This is a genomic window from Sulfolobales archaeon, from assembly GCA_038881635.1.
Classification (GTDB): Archaea; Thermoproteota; Thermoprotei_A; order Sulfolobales; family AG1; genus WYEN01.
The window spans coordinates 60795-80938 of the sequence record JAVZPJ010000002.1 but is presented as its reverse complement, the minus strand read 5'-3'; the positions used below and the strand labels follow the sequence as shown (position 1 = coordinate 80938).

General features: G+C 38.4%; 20 protein-coding genes, 2 tRNA genes and 1 other RNA gene. 10 read left to right on the top strand and 13 right to left on the bottom strand.

Translation table 11 applies throughout. The features are described 5' to 3' along the window. From QXS89_02085 to QXS89_02070, 4 genes are read left to right on the top strand one after another with little or no spacing between them, the layout of a single operon-like run. Positions 1–1455, top strand: coding sequence for a hypothetical protein (locus QXS89_02085; protein MEM3830969.1), 1455 nt, complete (start codon positions 1–3; stop codon positions 1453–1455). Next, positions 1452–3770, top strand: coding sequence for a hypothetical protein (locus QXS89_02080; GenBank protein MEM3830968.1), 2319 nt, complete (start codon positions 1452–1454; stop codon positions 3768–3770). The genes QXS89_02085 and QXS89_02080 overlap by 4 nt, the downstream gene beginning before the upstream one ends. After that, positions 3771–4334 (top strand): hypothetical protein, encoded by a 564-nt coding sequence (locus tag QXS89_02075; protein ID MEM3830967.1) that lies wholly within the window; start codon positions 3771–3773, stop codon positions 4332–4334. A 13-nt stretch (positions 4335–4347) separates the two neighbouring features. Further along, positions 4348–5475 carry a DUF87 domain-containing protein gene (locus tag QXS89_02070; GenBank protein MEM3830966.1) on the top strand — a complete coding sequence of 376 codons (1128 nt, stop codon included), beginning with the start codon at positions 4348–4350 and terminating at the stop codon, positions 5473–5475. Between the two features lie 63 nt (positions 5476–5538). On the opposite strand, the gene QXS89_02065 is transcribed toward QXS89_02070, so the two are convergent. From QXS89_02065 to rnpB, 3 genes are all read right to left on the bottom strand, one after another. Then, entirely contained in the window at positions 5539–6012 is a 474-nt protein-coding gene (locus QXS89_02065) for a GNAT family N-acetyltransferase (GenBank protein MEM3830965.1), read from the bottom strand. A gap of 18 nt (positions 6013–6030) precedes the next feature. Continuing rightward, a complete protein-coding gene (locus QXS89_02060; protein MEM3830964.1) occupies positions 6031–7365 on the bottom strand; it encodes an NADP-dependent malic enzyme in 1335 nt (444 codons plus the stop codon). 78 nt (positions 7366–7443) lie between these two features. After that, positions 7444–7737, bottom strand: an RNA gene (gene rnpB / locus QXS89_02055) — RNase P RNA component. 48 nt (positions 7738–7785) lie between these two features. Between rnpB and QXS89_02050 the strand changes: the two genes are divergently transcribed. Together QXS89_02050 and QXS89_02045 are read left to right on the top strand one after the other, a co-directional pair. Further along, a complete protein-coding gene (locus QXS89_02050) occupies positions 7786–8091 on the top strand; it encodes a tRNA pseudouridine synthase A (GenBank protein ID MEM3830963.1) in 306 nt (101 codons plus the stop codon). After that, the gene (locus tag QXS89_02045; protein MEM3830962.1) at positions 8070–8834 is read left to right on the top strand and encodes an RNA-guided pseudouridylation complex pseudouridine synthase subunit Cbf5; all 765 of its coding nucleotides are present in this window, start codon (positions 8070–8072) and stop codon (positions 8832–8834) included. Before QXS89_02050 ends, QXS89_02045 begins: the two co-directional genes overlap by 22 nt. 31 nt (positions 8835–8865) lie before the next feature. On the opposite strand, the gene QXS89_02040 is transcribed toward QXS89_02045, so the two are convergent. The 5 genes from QXS89_02040 to QXS89_02020 all read right to left on the bottom strand — a co-directional run bounded on the left by QXS89_02040 (position 8866) and on the right by QXS89_02020 (position 12232). Next, a tRNA-His gene (locus tag QXS89_02040) sits at positions 8866–8976 on the bottom strand. A 68-nt stretch (positions 8977–9044) separates the two neighbouring features. Further along, positions 9045–9809 (bottom strand): hypothetical protein, encoded by a 765-nt coding sequence (locus QXS89_02035; GenBank protein ID MEM3830961.1) that lies wholly within the window; start codon positions 9807–9809, stop codon positions 9045–9047. Between the two features lie 87 nt (positions 9810–9896). Further along, positions 9897–11213, bottom strand: coding sequence for a glycerate kinase (locus tag QXS89_02030; GenBank protein ID MEM3830960.1), 1317 nt, complete (start codon positions 11211–11213; stop codon positions 9897–9899). A gap of 100 nt (positions 11214–11313) precedes the next feature. After that, positions 11314–11937 (bottom strand): CRISPR-associated protein Cas4, encoded by a 624-nt coding sequence (gene cas4, locus QXS89_02025; GenBank protein MEM3830959.1) that lies wholly within the window; start codon positions 11935–11937, stop codon positions 11314–11316. Between the two features lie 49 nt (positions 11938–11986). Continuing rightward, positions 11987–12232: a hypothetical protein gene (locus QXS89_02020; GenBank protein ID MEM3830958.1), complete on the bottom strand. Its 246-nt coding sequence runs from the start codon at positions 12230–12232 to the stop codon at positions 11987–11989. A gap of 152 nt (positions 12233–12384) precedes the next feature. Between QXS89_02020 and upp the strand changes: the two genes are divergently transcribed. Next, a complete protein-coding gene (gene upp / locus QXS89_02015) occupies positions 12385–13059 on the top strand; it encodes a uracil phosphoribosyltransferase (protein ID MEM3830957.1) in 675 nt (224 codons plus the stop codon). A 537-nt stretch (positions 13060–13596) separates the two neighbouring features. Next, positions 13597–14754, top strand: coding sequence for an RsmB/NOP family class I SAM-dependent RNA methyltransferase (locus tag QXS89_02010; protein ID MEM3830956.1), 1158 nt, complete (start codon positions 13597–13599; stop codon positions 14752–14754). Positions 14755–14777: 23 nt separating this feature from the next. On the opposite strand, the gene QXS89_02005 is transcribed toward QXS89_02010, so the two are convergent. Continuing rightward, complete coding sequence (locus QXS89_02005) at positions 14778–15104, bottom strand: hypothetical protein (protein ID MEM3830955.1); 327 nt, start codon at positions 15102–15104, stop codon at positions 14778–14780. A gap of 89 nt (positions 15105–15193) precedes the next feature. Here QXS89_02005 and QXS89_02000 point away from each other — a divergent pair. Together QXS89_02000 and QXS89_01995 are read left to right on the top strand one after the other, a co-directional pair. Next, positions 15194–15278: transfer RNA gene (locus tag QXS89_02000), tRNA-Leu, on the top strand. A gap of 177 nt (positions 15279–15455) precedes the next feature. Then, complete coding sequence (locus QXS89_01995) at positions 15456–16112, top strand: 30S ribosomal protein S6e (protein ID MEM3830954.1); 657 nt, start codon at positions 15456–15458, stop codon at positions 16110–16112. 334 nt (positions 16113–16446) lie between these two features. Here the strand turns inward: QXS89_01995 and twy1 are convergent, their stop codons facing one another. From twy1 to QXS89_01975, 4 genes are all read right to left on the bottom strand, one after another. Continuing rightward, positions 16447–17457 (bottom strand): 4-demethylwyosine synthase TYW1, encoded by a 1011-nt coding sequence (gene twy1 / locus QXS89_01990; protein ID MEM3830953.1) that lies wholly within the window; start codon positions 17455–17457, stop codon positions 16447–16449. A gap of 174 nt (positions 17458–17631) precedes the next feature. Next, positions 17632–18510, bottom strand: coding sequence for a hypothetical protein (locus QXS89_01985; protein MEM3830952.1), 879 nt, complete (start codon positions 18508–18510; stop codon positions 17632–17634). 7 nt (positions 18511–18517) lie between these two features. After that, positions 18518–19432, bottom strand: a complete 915-nt coding sequence (gene prs / locus QXS89_01980) for a ribose-phosphate diphosphokinase (GenBank protein MEM3830951.1) — start codon at positions 19430–19432, stop codon at positions 18518–18520. A gap of 6 nt (positions 19433–19438) precedes the next feature. Beyond that, a complete protein-coding gene (locus tag QXS89_01975; GenBank protein ID MEM3830950.1) occupies positions 19439–20137 on the bottom strand; it encodes a nucleotidyltransferase family protein in 699 nt (232 codons plus the stop codon). Positions 20138–20144: the final 7 nt, after the last annotated feature.

Genomic DNA, 20144 nt, shown 5'->3' with positions numbered 1-20144 from the left:
ATGCTTAATGCTCAAAAAATTCTTCTAGGTCTTAAAAGGATCTATATCATAGTCAAGCCAACTCTAGATCTGAGGGTGTATAGGAGAGGAGCTTATATAATGATAGGAGTGGCAACGCTACTATCAATCCTGATACTACTACCCGAGACAATGTTCGCAGCCTGGACTTATACAGCACCACTTAAGATGACTCTTCTAACCTTCACACTGATTCTCTCATACTTCCTCCTAAATCCCCTCATAAGATACATAGAGTTTAAGAGAGATCTTGAAGAAGAGACTCCATATCTAATTCTATTAGCATCTTCATCTCCTTCATCAGGTGATGAAATAGGTTATCTTATGAATAAAATCTCAGAATACTCTAGAGAGTACAGAATATTCACAGCATCTAGAAAGATAGCTGTCAAAGCAAGAAATTTAGCTAGATTCACAGGTTTTACAGAAGCTCTAAGGCTTATGTCAGAGAATATACTTCCTGGAATGCTTAGAAAAATCATGAGAAACTATCTTGTGAACAGATCTCTTGGAACTCAGAGAGTATATCTAGAGATACTCCTTGAAGATATAATGAGAGAGCTTGACGCCAGGTATAAGAGAATCATATCAGCTAAAGTCAGTATTCTTACAATGATTCTAACAGTCTATACCATAGTAGCTATAATAGTAACAACTCTCTCAGTGATCTACGGGGTTTATATAGTGATGTATTCTGAAACTCTCATGCTTGCGATATCTCTAATACTATCATTGATAATACCTAGACATCCTATGCCTATGAGGATTATAAGAAGAAGTAGAATAGCTTCTCTATCAGGTTACATCTCTTTATCTCTTCTAATAACCCCGGCAATTCTGATCCTTATGGGTAGCGGATTTAAAGCTATATCTTCTGTGAAAGAGTTTGTGATCTCTAATCTCGGGCTATACTCGCTTGCTATACTCATAGCTAGCATACCATCGGTAAAACTCTTTGTAGATATTTTGAGAGAACTAATGCTAGTCAGGAATCTTATAATAGGATCTCAGTCTCATGTAAGGGTTTTCAAGGATCTAGGTAATTTCAATGAAGATCAAAAGCTTAAGAGAAGTTTCAGAACATGGTTAAGCGGTTATATATTATTCGCTATGAGATTCATGAGAGAAGCTGGAAGTATAGCTAGCGATCTCTATGATAAGTTCTGTGAAAAGATTCTTGAATTATACTCTTCATATAGAAACTATATGATCCATAACCTGTTCTCACTTATAATAGTTTTCATGCAACCACTACTCTTCTCGCAGGTGGCTGGAATCATAATGAATAAAGAGATCATAATAGATCTATCCGTTATAGCACTTATATCATCATCACTGGTAGCATCAAAAATCTTATTCGATGAACTTCTAAATGGTTTCATCGGATCTCTACAGCTTATATTTTACCTAATACTTATGGGAGGTTCCCTTCGATGAGCGTCATGAATGCTGTTAAAATTAGAAAACCTTATAAACTGGTAGATTTTAGAAGTCTCTACATACCTATTGAACTGCTTTCAAGAGATCTGAGAATAAACTTCTCGTCATATAGACCCGGACTTATTCATATTGATGGAAGAAGTGAACCGAGGATCATTAGAAGACCTTATATCAGCATAGACACGCAATTAGGAGAATGGATCTATTATTTGAATGGAGTAATAGTAAGTTGTAGCGAAGGTGAATGCTCTATTATGGCGAGAATATCAAGAGGTATTCCAGTATATTTATTCAAAGATCTGATTGCTGTATACAGACCTGAGAGTAGAGAGATAGAATTCTATAGGAACTTTGATGAGAACAATATCATACATAAGATCTCTTCGGTAAGATACTTTGAAGCAGTATACTTTAGAGAATTAGGAATCCTCTTCATATCTAGTAGGAGGAAAACTGCGGTACTTAACGACAAAATATATGATATTAAAAACTTCTGCGTAAGAAGATCTGATGGCATCGCAGTGGTAGGATTAGAACTAGGTAGAAGAAGCTTCGTGATATATGGTGAGGAGTTTGGAAGTTTCAGATATCTGGAGGTTTTCGGAAGAGTGACAGACTGTTTTCTGGGTGATGGTATAGGTTCTGTAGTATTGAATAATGAGAAGACTCTTGCGATAGATATTGAAGGTAGCTATGAGATATCAGATCCTGTAAGTGTGATAGCTAGAAATAAAGATCAGATCATAGCTCTTAATAATCTTACACGATGGCTTGTGCTATATGGCGAGAGTAGCATGAAGCATATAACCAAGATCGATCCTGATGAAGAGGTTCGGTTTATAGGTGGTTTTGAAGATTCTATAATCCTAAGAATCGGTGGTACACTCAGAATCTTCAGAGGTTCTTACTCTAAGATTCTTGATAAACTATCTGAAAATGATCTGGTAAGCTTCTTCAGAGGCGGGGTAGTTATTGAGAGAGGAGATAGACTGGAGATATTAGATCCTGAAAATTCTAGAAAGAAGTCTGTAGATAAGAAATCTAACATAAGATGTATTGGTTATAGAAAGAATGTCTACTGTATAGATCGAGAACATTTATATTCAGTAGATCTCTTCTCGGAAGAAGAAGTTGTAATAGGAGAGATAGATGATAGAGGTTTTATAAGAATCCCACGAGAATACCCTGATATAGATCTGGCTGAGGTTTTAAGAGGTAGAATTATAAGGAGGAACACAGAGTCTATAATAATACCTCAGATCCCTGTAGATGGGGAGAAAATAGTTTTTAAAGCAGGTTTTCTATTAGGCTCAGATATTGTTGAGATAGAGCTTCCTAGAGTGATCAAGCCTGTTAAGATTCTTGAAGGCTATATTCAATTTTCTCGGAAAGGGCTTCATAAAAAATGCTATGGAAAACCTCTGCTAAGGATCTCTACCGCGATAGAGAATCCAGATATCTTTAAGTATTATAACTATAGGATAGTCGTGGAATCTAGAGATAGGGTTCTTGAAAAGGATATAGGTGGAAAAGATCTAGAATCTAGTAGAATCTTAGAGTACTGCATAGATCGAGATCTGCATATCAATAGCTTTTATGAGTCTAGATATAAGATCTCTATAGTAGCTAAAGATTCTGGTGGAGAATTCGAGAAAGTATTAGATTCCAGAGAATTAGATCTAGTAGAAGTAGATGCTAGCGCTAGCATAAACTTCTCTGGTGAAGAGATTGTAATCAGTATAGATGGTAAGAATCTTAAAAGTTATGAGAGTAGGATCGAGATCAAATGCAACGAGTACTCTAAAATTCTCGAGAGAAGAAGTGAAGAAAGTACTATTAGAATAAATCTAGGTTTTGAAAAGAATCTGTGTAAGGGAAGATCCAAGATAGATCTCTGGATCTCAGGAGAAGATTATCTGTGGGGATTCTCTAGAAAGATAAATCTAGAAGAGCCTAGAAGAATTGGAAGAGAAGATCTGATAAACATGCTTAGGCTGAGCAGTGAAGAGAGGATCTTAAGAGACTACAGAGTGATAATACTACCAAGAGAATTACAGATTCTAGTAGAGGTATCTTCAGACAGCTATTACATTCTCTACAATGGCTCTTTAGAAGGTTTTGGAAAACTTCAAAAAGGTATCAATATAATAAGAGTACGAGAACCTGATCTCTCGAAAGAACTTTCTATAGAGTTATTCGATGGAGTTTTAAGAGAGATTCTTCTAATAAGACCTAGAGATTTTAGAGAGCTTCTACAAAGTGCTTTGCATCATGCTCTACATCTTAGAGAGACTCTCACGAGGTTAAGCTAGATGTTTGAAAGATATCTAAAGCATATATTTGGAGTTGAAGATATAAGGATCAGAGGCAGCTATCTAGCAGGTTGTGATGATAAGGGATGTATTGCTAGAGGATTTCTAATAGTAAAGGATGTGACAAGGTCTCTTGACGAACTTCAAGAACACGAGTTAAGTAGATTTTTAAATGCCTATGTAAAGATTCTATCAAAACCGTTTCCGATAGATATAAGAATATCATTCATACCTCTTGATAGGAAGAAGATAATAGATAGAATAGATTCGGTTATTCAAGTGAAAGAAATTATCAGAGAAAGCGATCCTACTAATTCGAAGATTTTAACAGAGATAGAAAGATTGAGAAAACTTAAGCAGAAGCTTCTAGAAGGAGATCTCCCGTATAATATTGTCATGATAATATCCGTATCCGCTGAGGGATCTGATGAGAATGAAGCTAGAGAAAGACTTGAACAGAGAATAAAGCTATTATCAGAAGAACTTAAGGATCTAGGTGTTATAGTAGAAGAAGTAAGAGGACTTCATATTATAGAGATCCTCAATAGATTTTTTCGGATTTAGATCAGGTTTTTTAATGAGATCTCTAAGAAGAATCCTCTATGGTAAAGAATCCATATGGCTTTCAAGCTCAGCAATCATAATATCACCTCTTATTAAAAATATTATACAGCATAGAAATCCTCATAAATCAGGTATAGTTATAGGAAGGATCCTTAATGATACTAGAGTTGTCTTCTGGGATCCTATGAAAGCATTCAATCCTCATATTCTTATAGTAGGACCTACGGGAAGCGGTAAGACTGAAACTCTTATAACCATATTGAGAAGAGCTCACGAGATATTTGGATCCACTGTATTGTTCGTAGACATTCGCGGCGACATAGCCAGCAGGCTTATGGAGAGAGGTGTTTATTATCATCTGATCGATATTCCTAGAACATCTCTAAACTCTCTAGAGCCTCGCAATACTACACCATGGATCAGGGTTTACCAGATTTTTGACAGTATTATAGAAAGTTATGAGATAAATGATCTAAGACTTCAAGGAGTGTTATTTGAGGTTCTGAGAAGAAGCTATGAAAAATATGACAAACCTTCATGGGATGATATCATAACAACACTCTATGAGAAAGATCATGATGGATTGAATGGTATTATAGAAAGGATCTTGAGAGAGATCTCATCACTAGATACAGAACCTGGAAAAGGATACGAGATCAGGAAAGGTGAGATGAATGTGGTTACGATGAGAGATCTTACTAAGGAGAGAGAAGAGCTTCTAAGGTACGCTATAAACATATTCTTCCAGGATCTTATAAACATGGCATCTAGAGAGAAGCCGGATTCTCAGGTTAATATATTTCTAGGATTAGATGAAGCATGGATTCTTCTCAGCAGAAGAACTTCTAGGAGAATTGTAAATCTTCTAAGACTAGCTAGAGGATATGGTATCTCTATTTCTATGGCTACGCAGAGTTTTAAAGATTTTGGAGAGCTATGGGATATGATCGCTGAAAATACAGGTCTTCTTATAGTGATGAGCAATCCTAGCAAGAGTTTTTGGGCTGAGGCATCTAAATTCCTAAGAATAGGAGAGAAGTATCTTGAAGATATAATGACTATAATGAGAAGAGGTGATGCCATAATAAGAATACTACCAGATCCCAGAGCTATACCTGTGAGCATAGATAAAGATGCCTGATCATGGACTTAATTAAATTTTTGAAAAATATTATATTATTTTTTATTTAAGGTCATCTGAATATTAAATTTCTTTGAAATAAGTGTATAGAAGCGGTTTAAAGCCTCTCTTCTCGTAGAATTCTACAGCGATTTTATTCATCGGAGGAAATTCAGCTCCTATGATGCTAATTCCTCTACTTCTAAGGATTTTTATAGCTTCATCTAAAAGTGCTGTTCCAATACCTTTGTCTCTGAAGCTTGGGAGTGTATAGAGATCTGTTATAATACCTTCAAACACTGGCTGATAGAATATTCTAGATCTGATCTCAACTCTTATAACTCCTACAATTCTCCCGCCACTCTCTGCAACCAGTATAAACACGTCATCTCTCTCTAATGATTTCTCAATGTAGTCTCTCGCGACTTCTGCTACTTCTTCTCTCACTGTATATAGAGGATCGAATTCTTCATTAAGCTTTTTCAATCTCACTATTAGATTAACTATTTCATCCAGATCCTTTTTTTCTGCATTTCTTATTCTATAAGAAGAACTCATAGACATAGACCTCACACCTCATAGTTGTACAATATCTTTTATAAGTCCGGCTCTTATTAGTGTAGCATATTTCTCTCTAGTTTTCTCTATAATCTCTCTAGCACGTTCCTCAAGCTCAGACCTACTTTTACTAATCCTAGCAACACCCTGCTCCATAGCTTTTTCGGCGACAGCTACCGCGACTCTTATATAAACCTCGTATTCTTCCATTGTAGGTATTATATAATCCTCATGAATCCCTTTCTCCTCCGCGAATCTAGCTAGAGTCTCCGCAGCTCTGATAGCCATCTCATCCGTTATGGTTTTAGCCCTCACATCTAACGCTCCTCTGAATATAGAGGGAAATGCGAGACTGTTATTAATCTGATTAGGAAAATCGCTTCTACCAGTCGCAACAACTCTAGCACCAGCCTCCTTAGCCTCCCACGGCCATATCTCTGGGACAGGATTTGCAAGAGCGAATACAATTGCATCTTTGTTCATCCTAGCCACCCATTCTTTCTTAATCACACCAGGTCCGGGTCTTGATGCTGCAATAACTACATCAACTCCTTCCATAGCCTCTTTAATACCTCCTCTCCTCATCTCTCCATTAGATTCTATCGCTATCTGATACTTCCATGGATTTTCAAATCTCAGCTTATCAATATCATCTCTCTCAGCATGAAGTATGCCCTTTGTATCTACTAAATACATGTTCTTTGGGTTTGCCCCCATCTTTACGAGCAGTCTATATGTGGGTATGTTAGAAGCTCCCGCGCCTATTAATGCTATAGATACATCAGAGATCTTCTTTCCAACAATCTTGAGAGCGTTGATCAAGCCTGCAAGCGTTGCCGTAGCAGTACCCTGCTGATCATCGTGCCACACAGGTATCTCCATCTCCTTTCTAAGTCTCTCGAGTATGTAGAAACACTTAGGACTTTCAATATCTTCAAGATTTATACCTCCAAAAGCTGGCTCAAGCTTTTTAACAGTTTCAACAAAGTCATCAGCATCTCTAGCTCTTATAGGAAGTGGAACTGCATCAACTCCTCCTAGGAATTTGAATATGAGTGCCTTACCCTCCATAACGGGGTATGAAGCTTCAGGACCTATATTTCCTAATCCTAGAACTCTAGTTCCATCAGTAACCACAGCAATCATATTCCACCTAGATGTTATCTCGAAGCTCAAATCCTTATTCTTAGAAATAGCCCTCGAAGGCTCGGCAACACCAGGAGTATACCAGACAGCGAAGTATATAAGCTTTTCAATAGGAACTTTAGGAATCACCTCAATCTTACCTTCATAATACTTATGAGCTTTGAGAGAGATCTCATACCATTTATCTACTTCAGACTTCAAAGACATATAGATTAAAGCCCCAAATATATATCGGTAAATGGGGTATTTAAATAGATTTATACATACCCCCTAAGAAAAATAGGAGAGACCGCCCACATAACCCGCCTTCTGTAGTAGAGGCATTAGGCTAAGCGGCCTACCTGTGCCTCCCACGGCTCTCATAGGCACTACTCGGCCTTGCTCTCCCGAGAACCGGCTGTCTCACCGCGCCTAGAGGATAGTCAGAGGATCAGCCCCATCATTCACACACCCTCTAGGCCGTGTCATTTCTGTGCCGGTTCAGCGGCTTCTCGCCGCCCTCCTTTCGGAGGTCGGGTGCCGTGAGAGGGCGGAGTTTCCTCGGAGGCTTGAACCTCCGTAAGCCTCGTGGGCGGTCTCTCCATATATTTATTCGTGGTCGGAGATTTTATTTTTACGGGAGATTTAATGAGTCTTGAGGAGGTCCTTAGATTTATTAGAAAACTCGATGAAATAGCTTCGAGAGAAACAGAATATGTTATTAGGAAGGAAGAGATAGGCGACGTATATAGATATGGGTTTAATCCCTATGAAAGACCTATAGAAACACACATTCGATTGGGGATTATAAATCTAGATAAGCCTCCAGGACCTACAAGTCATGAGGTGGCTGCATGGGTTAAAAGGATTCTTGGAGTTGCAAAGGCTGGACACGCTGGGACCTTAGACGCTCTTACGAAGGACATCCCAGCGTGTCCGGGGTTCTTCCTATAGCTCTTGAGGAGAGTGTTAAGATCGTAGGTGTAATGGTTCATACTGTTAAGGAGTATATAGCTTTAATGGAGCTTCATTCAGATGTTCCTGAGGAGAGGGTTTTAGAGGTTTTCAGGGAGTTTACCGGCGAGATATATCAGAGACCACCTCTGAGATCCTCTGTTAGGAGAAATATTAGGATTAGAAGGATTCATAAGATTGAAGTTCTAGATCATGATGGCAGGCTTTATCTTATAAGAGTAGTCACAGATCCAGGAACCTACATTAGAAAACTAATACATGATATAGGTCTTATCCTGGGTGTTGGAGCTCATATGAGAGAACTTAGAAGAGTTAGAGCAGGAGTGTTTAGAGAAGATCTAAACATGGTTACACTACACAGACTTTCAGAGGCTATGTACCTATACAAAGAAGAAGGAGAAGAGAGGTATCTGAGAGAATGCATACTTCCAGTAGAATACGGGATATCGCATCTCCCGAAGATAGTTGTAGATGTGCACACGGTAGATCCTATAGCCAGAGGAGCTCAACTAGCAATCCCCGGAATAGTTTTATTCGATAAGAGCATAGAAAGAGGAGACGTAATAGCAATACTTTCACCAAGAGGAGAACTCGTGGCAGTAGCTAGATCTCTTATGAACTCAGAAGAGATAATGATGAAGAGTAAAGGAATTGTAGCTAGCACGATGAGAGTTCTAATGAGACCAGACATATACCCTAGATGGATTAAAAAAGGTATTTAAGATCATCTCAACAGAGTAATTATATCAAATGGGCCGCGGCCGGGATTTGAACCCGGGACCTCGGGATATCTATCCCCCGGCTTGGCGCGGCCTACTTTAGGAGCCCACAGTCCCGCGCTCTCCCAGGCTGAGCTACCGCGGCCTCCTCAATTATTTTTAGTATTCCCCTCTATTTAAACTATTCTTCTTATTATGATCCTATTTATCTTATCACTCGATCTGAAGATGTTCATGTGTTAAAGCGTAGAAGATGGAAATTATATTGAGAGGGTCTCTATATTTCTTTGGCACACATGTGAATAGGAATACCTCAGGGTCTATTTCGTATGCTATGATTCTACCTTTATCATCAAGTATCAGAGGATCTGCTTTTATACCTCTCATCCTTACACCTGGATCTGTATAGACACACTCGCTATATAGATCATCTATCATGAAAGATAGAACATTTAAAGCTGTTAGATTCCTTCTAAGACCTATCTTTTCTGCTAAACCTTCACCCTCGAGAAAGATTATTGCAGGTCTTTCAGGGATCATTATAGAACTTGATAGATCTTTTTCAACTCCTATGAAGCCTCCATGCTCACAATCTTTTCTTATACCAAGTTCTCTGATGAGTTCCTCCACATAAGTATTTTCACAACGTATACAGTTTTCGAAGTATCTTACTCTAAGCCATACATCTTCTCTCAGTGTGTAAACAATCTGAGCAGTAGATCTAGATATATTCTTATAGAGATCTCTATTATCACACGAGATAATTAGAGTAGATATACCGAGCGAGATTCTATATACTCTATCCTCAAATTCCATGTTTGCTGTGAATGGTTCTTTAGAAACATAGATACTACAACCATTACGTCTTAGCTCCAACAGATCTCTTAAGAGATCTAGTAGAAGAATCTCTGAATCCTCTGATTTAGATATGATCCTATGAAAATCAATGAGGAGAGACCCTCTAATAATCCTAGGCATTCAACACACCAACTCTATAGATCATAATCTGTGAAACAAGACTTCTCATGATAGAATCAACCCCCGACCATATTTAAGATAATAGACCTAGATTACAACCCCCAGATAGAAATCTCCTACATTAGTTCCTGTAGGACCTGTCTCCACGGTTCTACCTATTCTCTTTAGTATGGTGTAAGAATCATTTCTATCAAGATAATCCTTTGGATCCATACCCAATCTCACAGCCTCCTCAAAACCTCTGCCATCGACCACAGCTCCCGCAGCCGGGCTTACCCCATCTATTCCATCACTTCCTATACATGCAAAGTAGATATTCTCCAAGCCTCTGATCTCTATCATTATAGAGAGACACATCTCCTGATTCCTACCTCCAACTCCTTCTCCTCTTACAGTCACTGTGGTTTCTCCACCGCATAATACTACTGCAGGTGGTCTAACAGGTTTTCCCAGATTTTTAATACTTTTAAGAATCGATGCCATGGTTCTCCCCACCTCCCTAGCTTCTCCAGCTATGTAAGGACCTAGATTCACAACATTAAAACCTCTCTCTCTGGCATAGATCTCCATGGCATTGAGAGATATTATGTTGCTTGCTATGATTATGTTTCTAACCTTCTCCAGAATTTTATCTCCTGGTTTAATACTTTCCTCAACCTCTCCATTTAATCCTTTCAGAAGAACTCTTCTGACACTCTCAGGAATCTTATCCCAGATTTTTCTATTTCTCAGAACCTCTATAGCATCTTTATATGTGGTCTCATCAGCTGCTGTAGGACCTGAAGCTATGAAACTTATAGGATCTCCTATAACATCACTCATTATAAGTGAATAGATCTCTTTACTTTTTATATATCTCAGAAGTCTTCCTCCCTTAACCGCTGAGAGATGTTTTCTCACGGTATTCAGCTCTATTATGTCTGCACCAGATCTCATTAGAATATCTGTTGCGACAGCAAGATCTCTTAGATCTAGACCTGGAAGAGGCTTTTCGAAGAGTGCTGAACCTCCTCCAGAGATCAGGATAATCACCAGATCATCTTCTTCCACATTGGATAAGTACTCGAGCAATCTCTCCGAAGATCTTGAAGTATTATCTCCTGGAATAGGATGATCTCCTTTAGAAATTTCTATAGATCCTAATCTTCCAGATTTATCAGGTGTTATAATCACACCACCTAGAATGAAATCCCCGAGAATATCATTTAAAGCTTCAGCCATTCTAAGACTAGACTTGCCGAAGCCTATTACATGAACCTTCCTCAGCTTGGTTCTAAAACCTCCGATAAGAATCTCATCATCTTTAATTCTAATATTCCTCATAATAGATTCATAGGGATCTGCAGCTTTCAGACCTACCTCTATAAGCTTCATAACATACTCTCTAGGATGCATATCTAGCATAGAAAATACCTCACTATTATAACTTATATCAGGAGCAATATTTAATCTTAGTATGATACGCTGAGAACTCGTATGAAACCTAAGCCGGGGTTTCCGAGTATTATTTTAAGATCTTCTTGTGAGGGCATACTACTGAGAAAGAACAGTAGGAGCACTCCCAGGGATACCTAGGATATGAAGAAGATCTGATTCTTGCTATGATCTCTTCTTCACTCATTCTATCACTAATCTTATACTGAGTTACTCTTTCATATGTTATGTAGATCAAATATGTTTCTCTCAGATCGAATAACCAGTTATAAGCTCTAGCCTGATCTATGTGATGTTCTAAGGGTATGTTATAGTCACTCCTACTAGATTTTATCTCTAAACCTATTTTCTCTCCTCCTCTTTCTATAATAGCATCACACCTACCTCTAATCCTAATCGAAGAGCCGTCCGGCATCATAAGCGTTTTCTCTCCTTCCACCTCAACCCTGATACTCTCGCCGTATAATTCTTTCATTAAGCTTTGAAAACCTTTGTGAATCATATCTCCCGTAATGGTTGGAGGAGCCATAATCTCGTACGCGTAGAGTTCTGGATATAAGATCTCATACCTGATCTTAAGAGGACATCTGACAAGATCTGTCACATAATAAACACCCTCCTCTCTAGAATGTTTCTCTCTCTCACTCTTTCTCCACTTGTATATCTCCGAGATTATATTAATCTCTTCAGACATGTCTGCTCCCATCATGTATGAGGCTGGATAAAAAGAGTCTCAAAAATTCTTAGGATCTTATCTTCTCGCATTTCTTTCTCTCAATCATATAGTAAGTTGGCGAGATCCACATTATCCATGCAGGGATCTTCTTTAAAAACTCGTAAGCCTGCTCCCAACTCTCAAGCTCTAATCTCTTAGCTAGCTCCTCTAAGCTCATAGAAGTCTTCACATACTCATTGAGAATTCTAATTATATTCTCATCTATAACAATCTTCCTTCCTCCGATCTCGACAGATATATCTTCACATAGCATCTTATCTATCTCCCAACAGAGGATTGACTGCTAGCTTATATTCTTGCATTATCCTGCTAAATTCGATAACTTTTTAACTCAGAGAGGTGGAAAACCAGGATGTTTTTAAGCTAAGAGTATATTAGTATCTAAGGGCTTTGAAAGAAGACTTTGTGAAGATAGTGGATCATCCCTTAGCTATGGCTATTCTAACAATATTAAGAGATGAGGAAACAGATCAGATTAATTTCAGAAAAAGTTTGGTTAGACTGGGCAGGATAATAGGTATGGAGATCGTCAGACATCTTTCCGTTGAGAAAATATATGTGAGAACACCTTTAGGAGTTCTTGCCGAGGGTATTAGAATTCCAGACATGGATCATGTTGTTATAATCAACGTATTAAGAGCGGCAATGCCTCTTGTAGAAGGTCTTATAAAGATCTTTCCAAATGCTAGGCAGGGTGTTATAAGTGCTAGAAGAGTTGAGGAGAAAGGTATGAGCAGTGATTATTCATTCGATATAGAGATAACATATTATAAGATACCCGCCATAAAAGAGAGAGATATAGTTATCATAGCAGATCCCATGTTCGCCACAGGATCTACCATAGTTGCTGTGTTAGATAAAATTCTCGAACGGGGCACGCCAAAGAAGATATTCATAGCTACAGCTATATCAACGGAAGTAGCTATAGAGAGAGTCTATAACTATCTTCTCAGAAGAAATCTTATAAACAGATCTATGGTATTTACCGTTGCAATAGATCCTAAGCTCAATGAGAGAGGATATATAGTTCCAGGACTTGGAGATGCAGGAGACAGAGCTTTTGGAACAGATCACGCATAGCTTCATTTTAGATCTAATATATCTAGAGCTGATCTCCGACAAAATATTTAAATATTAGTCTGCAATCACTTACTTCTCAAAGGTCTAGCTCTACCATGAGTTTATATAGATTGCTATTCTCATTCTATCTTCAAATCGATCTCGAGAGCTTTCGAGGTGATCTCAAGAACTCATGATATAAAGACTATAGGGATATAGCATTAGAAGAAGCTAGTTAATTAATAATTAGAGGGTTCTGACCTCCTCCCCACCCTAGAGGAAGAGGTTTTCGGGGTTGTAATCCAGATTATATGATGGATTCATTTGCTAATTAATTAAGGATTGACGTAATTTATATTTAGTGAGAAAGATACTATGAAAGACTTAGAAGAGATCAATCCCAGCAACTATGAGTGTCAACATATAAATAGAATCTGCAGAGACTTTTGTGCTGAGAGAAGCGTGTCGCATGATGATTTCAATATATGTTTTGAGGAGTGTGTGAGGGAGTATCGTAGGAAATGCTCTTAATCATAGTATTATTCTGGGTGTGATCATATGATAAGATATGATGAATATGTGATGAGATCTATAGAGAGAGTTTATGGAGGTAAAATAGATCTAGTTCTCAGCGCGCTTCTAAGACCTCCTTCAAGGCTTTATGTTAGAGTTAACACCCTGAGAGCATCTGTAGAGGAAGTTATAGAGATGATCAGAGATGAAGGTTATGATGTGTACAGAGATGAAAGACTTCACGAGGCTCTCTACTTCAAGGTGGAGGGTCCTAACACTATAAAGGATCATGGGTTTAGAGTTCTAGTTGATAAAAAAGCTTCTGAATCAATAATGATGGGAGCTAACGTATACTCGCCAGGAGTCTTAGAATGTGATTCTATGATAAAAGCTGGAACTATAGCCACCATATACTCTGAGAATATGATCCCGATCGCCGAAGGAGAGGCTGTGATAAGCTGTGAAGAAGCGAGAAGATCTGGTAAGGGTCTGTTTCTTAGGAATATAAAGAGTCTCTACAGAGCTCCACCTGTTAGAGAGCTTAAAGCTTGGAATAAGGGATTGATATATCCTCAATCTCTGCCTTCGATGGTGACGTCGAGAATACTAGACCCGAGACCGGGCGAGGTCATAGTAGATATGTGTGCAGCACCCGGAGGTAAGACAGGTCATATATATGAACTTTCTAGAGGTAGATCCTTCATATATGCATTCGATCATTCTAAGAAGAGAGTTGGTGAGATGATATCTAATCTAAGTAGACTGGGTCATATTCCTTCTAACAATCTAACTATAGAAATCGCGGACTCGAGATACCTGAGTATAGATTATCCCAATCTTGTTGCAGATAAGATCCTTCTAGATCCTCCGTGCACTTCAACAGGGGTGAGACCGAAGATCTATGACATGAAAAAAGAGAAAGACCTTAGAAACCTAGTAGAATATCAGAGCCAGTTTCTATCAGAAGCTTATAGAATTCTCAGAAGAGGAGGTATTCTTGTCTACTCTACATGCTCTATAACATACGATGAGAATGAAGGGCTTCTAAAAAGATTCATTGATAAGAAAATGTTCAAAGAAGTAGATCCTCCTGAATGGGCTATGAATATATCAACTCCAGGTGTTGATGACATTGGAATCAGGTTTGATCCTTACAGAGATGATTCTCAAGGATATTTTATAGGAGTCTTAATGAAGATATGAATCTAGATCGATATCTGATTTAATTACTTAGATTCCTCAATTCTATGAGCTTTTAGAAGCTCTTCATCTATAACCCACATCCCGCTAGGATTAACGCATCTGATGATGATACATCCACTAGAAAGCTTATCAAGATCTAGTGTACAGGAGCAGAATCCCTCGCCTCTACTCATGATCTTAAGGATCATTTTCTCATGCTCAAGAGATAGATCTATACCATCAGGTTTTCTCGAAAGCTTCGGCATATAAAGTATGTAATTCCTACCACCACTGTGAATCCTTACATAAAGATCGTATTTTTGATCTCCTGTGGCTATAACCCTCATAATCTCAGCTTTTACAGAAGACAAAGGTGTATCCCCACCCAAATAATATTATGAAAGACCTTTTTAATAGCTCTGATAATTCTAATAAGCTCCAACAATAATTTCTTTATTGGGCGGGGGTGCCCGAGCCAGGTCAAAGGGGTCGGGCTGAGGACCCGATGGCGTAGGCCTGCGTGGGTTCAAATCCCACCCCCCGCATCATTTCTAGAGCTCGTTCTTGTTGCTATGAATTTCCTAGAGAGATTCTATGACGTGATGATTTCTAGATCGATGTACTTCTAAGAGACTTTTTAAGAATATTAGAATATTATGTGAATCTTGTTGTAGATATAGTAGATATATAAGTATTCTATGATTAGATGTATAGGAGCTATAATGCCTGATATGAAGATCGTGATATCAGATCCTGAGGCTGAAAAGAGTAGGTGGATTAAAGTAGTATTCATAGCAGATCCAGCATTACCATATGGCGAGGATGAGAAGAGTGGGAGAAAACTTATGAAAGCAAGAATCTCTCACATGCTATACCAGATCATAAATCCAGAGCTTGGAGTTGCTAATGCAAGGATCTGGAAAAGCTCTACCGAGAAAGTAAACTTTCAGATTCAAGTTTCCGCAGATAGCAGTGTAAGCGATCTATATGTAATGATACCGGAGAACTTCATGAGAGAGAAGCTAGGATCTAATAGAGCTATTGGAGAGATCAGGAGAGCTACATCATACCAAATAACACTTCCATCTGATAAGGCTCAGAAGTTGTATGGCTATAAGATAGGAGATGTGATCGAAGGAGGACTTGTAGGACTGCCAGGATATAATCTCGAGATAAGAGGAGGTAGCGATTATTCAGGAGCTCCAATGCTTTCAACACTTTCAGGACCTGGCAAGAGATATCTCTTATTATCATCACCACCTGGATTCAGACCCAAGGAGAAAGGCTTGAGAAAGAGAAAGCTTGTTAGAGGGAATACCATAAGCGAGGCTACAACACAAGTTAATACTGTTATAGTAAGAGAGAAGAAAACTCAATAGAAAGAATCTTTTCCAGCCTATTGCAACTGTTTTGGTTTATATTGCCTGATTATGTGTTTTTCTTCTTCATGAAGATAGGTGTGGAGGCAGGTTGAGAGATAGTAGAGGTAGAATAATGAGATACAGTATATTTAGATTCACAGAAGATAGAATGTAGCTGCATGCAACAACTTGTTCCTGATACACCCAATATATAGAGGTTTAGAGACACCTCACACTCCTCCAAACCCTATGAAAACCCGAGCAAAGTACAGGAGAACAGAGATAAGATTATGAAAGCAACCGATATAAACCTGTGTAAGAGCTGAACTCCTTCTCTTTTACCAGATACAATTCACTTGGTTCTTATCTCCCCAAAAAACCCTTGATTGTACTCGTCAAAATCTGTGAGATCAGGATCGCTCCAAGATATAGGAGCATTACCATGACGGATCAGAGGCTTATCTAATCTTGATAGAAGTACAACTCTGGAAGGCTTGCTTTCAGCAACGATTTTATAGCCGCTCATCTCGGCTAGTATTCTCGCGAATTCTCTAACCTCATCATGTGTAGGCATATCAGATCTATTGAGTCTCAGTGTAGAACCTCCTATATGCATGTAAGCTTTAACCTCTATAAATGTGGGCATCCCTAGATCTATTAGTCTAGCGAATTTTACAGCAGCATCTCTACTCATATTCCAACTTTTAACTGCTGTGATCCTGAATACAGTAGGGCATGTGAAGCTAGGCAGGATCTCTATCGATTCTAAGGTTTTCTCCCATGCTCTAGGAACTAGGGGTACGTTGAAGTATTCATAAGATTCCTTGTCGTAGCTCTCTAGAGATATATATAGCTGGGATGGTTCTTCGTCTAGATTTGCAATTATGTCAGGTCTCACAGCTCTTGTCACGAGAAACGTGGTTATACCCCGCTTATGATACTCTTTTATGAGTTCGCCTAGTAGAGGATATAGTGTATTCTCTCCTGTAAGACTTATGGCTACATGTCTTGGGTTCATAGCTTCTCTGATCTTCTCTTCAGAAACTCCGTAGGCTTTATATCCTGAGACCGTTCTCCTATGTTCTTCAATACTCATCTCAACAATATACTGGGGATCGTCTAAATCTAGTAGTCTTCTCTCATCCCATTCCTCAAGCATATCTGTAGGCCTCACCCTCCAACAGTGAAGACATGCATTCCAGCACCATTGTGTTGCAACAGACATCTGAATACATCTATGGCTTTCTATTCCATAGAACTTACCCTTATAACAATATAGATCCTCCATAAGAACCTTGTGAACCCAAAGACATTTCTTAACAGCTGAGTGAGATCCTATTAAATGATATTTCTGACTTCTCAGAACCTTATTAACCTCCGTATATGGATCTCTAAAAGTCTCATAGGAGATCCTATATCTTACCGCCGTAGACTATCACCTATTCAAGGTCTTCTATCTTATATATAACCCTTAACCTAGCTAATAACCATTAAATCTAGCAGTCGGAAGCATACTTCTTCAAATGAAGGAGAATATTCATAAAACTACTCTTGAGAATATAAATCTTTTTCTGATCCTGTTTCTATTATACTCTCTAGCGAATATCTTGAAACCACATCTAGGACATGTAACACCGTCTATAGAAGGTTTTATAACCACACCATCGATTCTCACTCCGATATGTGTACCGCATCCTATACACGAGATCTCATCAGGCTTGAAACTATGGTGTGAAGATATTATGTAAAACTGATTTTCGCAGATCTTTGATAGGGTATATGAGTATCTCTCTATAAACTTCTCATCCTTATCAGCCATATAGATCGCTTTATAGAATCTAGGATAGTTTCTACAGAGATCTCTAAACCACGAGGTTTCATGAAGCCTATCTATTATATTCTCAGAGATCTCATCTATGATCATTTCCATATGAACATGCTCAGGTAGATTCTCTAGAAAGACATCCACGAACTTTAGATCTGATAGTGCTCTGACTTCTAGAAGAACTGCATCTAGGAATCTTAGAGAATCAGGATTGAAACTAGCCTTCGAATAATGCTTAACACCGATCCTAATTCCATAGCTATGAAGAGCTTTTAAGATACTGAGAGAGTCTATTCTAGAAAGAATATCACCGCCACTAATAAAGAGAAGATCTGCCTCCAACTCTTTGAATCTCTTATAAATCCTGCTAGCAGGTATATCCCTAGAATCAAAAACCCTTGAAGGGCCATAATACTCGTGCCATGGACAGCTTCTACAAGAATTATGCTCAGAAACTATGTAGAGTACCAGAGCGAGACTTCCTGGTTTGTAGAAGTTCAAAGGTATTAGCTCTAGAGATGATATAGAGGCTCCTACCACGTTTCTTAGCATCGCACTCTCTAGACTTGGATCTGATTCTACACTCTTCAATTCAGATCTAGAGATCTCCGAGTATTATCTTAAACACATCTCTAGAGAGATCTATATATTCTACAATCTCAGAACTAACCCTAGTAGAAACCGTGTTGCCACAGAAGATCTTGGTAACACCACTACTTTTAATCTTCTCTAAAGCCTTACCTATGAAAAGACAGTGAACACAGACCGTGTATATACTCTCAGGATCATAGCTTGATATGATTCTTGCAACCTCAGCAATAGTACCTCCAGTAGATAAAATATCATCTACTATGAATACTGTGGAACCTTCTACGTTCATAATATTAGGAGGGCTTCTAACCTTGATCTCTCCGCTATATCGATCTCTATGTTTCTCAAAGCTAATGATATTTCCACCTACAACTCGCGCGAATTTTAACGCTCTTTCAACACCACCTTGATCCGGTGATACCACGTGAATCTTTTCAGCAGTGTTTAATCTAATGAGATCTTTTATTTTTCTCGCCATAATCTCGATCCCGCTAATTTCTCTGACAAAGGTTCCATCTACGAATCTTAGAGAATGAGGTTCTATAACATAGATCCTACTTCCTCCATAGTTTCTCAGAGAATCTAGAACAACTCTGACTGTGATAGGTTCTCCTTCTAGGAATACTCTATCCTGTCTTGCATACGCTAGATATGGTATCAGTAGTATCTTCTCCTTATCAAGATCTCTTAACACATCTAAGATTTCTAGAAGCTCAACAAACCTTCTATCTTGCTCAGGATACATGGACTGAACTATAATTATCTTTTTCTCTTGAATCTTCTCATCTAATCTTATATAAGTCTCTCCATCAGGAAAGATCCTGGAGCTAGTCTTTACTATTCTCAGATCTAACATGCTATAAACATCTTTTTCAAAAGGATCTCCTGGAAGAGATAAGATCGCGTAATCTGAATAAATCATGGTGGATCACAAGTATAATTTATTGATCTCTTGAGAGATCTCCTCAATATCTTTATAGGTATCTATAGATCTCCAGTAGCTGTTCCTGAATACTATAGCCTTTAACTTCTTCTCTTCAGCAAGTTTTGGGAAAGCTGTTCTCTCTATATCACCTTTCTCAGGTAGATATCTAAAGATTTCTTTCCTCATAATATATACTCCAGCATTTATATTGAACTCCTCTATTAGAGGCTTCTCAACGAATTTCTTCACAAAACCTTTTTCATCAACCTCTATCACGCCGAATGGACTTCTAAGAGGCACTACAGCTATTCCAGCTACCGCGTTCTCATCATCTTTAAATTCTTCTACGATTCTATCCACGGGTATATTGGTTATGATATCTCCATTAACTACGAGGAATAAATCCTCGGATCTCAGAATAGATTCAGCATTCTTTACAGCTCCTCCTGTACCTAGAGGTTCGTCTTCTACTACATAGCTTATTCTAACACCGTACCTCGCTCCAGAGCCTATAGAATCGATTATCTTCTCCTTTCTATACCCCACGAGAAGCACTATCTCATCTACTTTATATCTCTTAAGCCATTCAATCTGCCATACAAGTATAGGCTTGCCACTTATCTCTATCAGAGGTTTAGGTATGTCATCTGTGAGAGGTCTAAGCCTCTTCCCAAAACCTCCTGCTAGTATAGCAGCTTTCATTATAAGA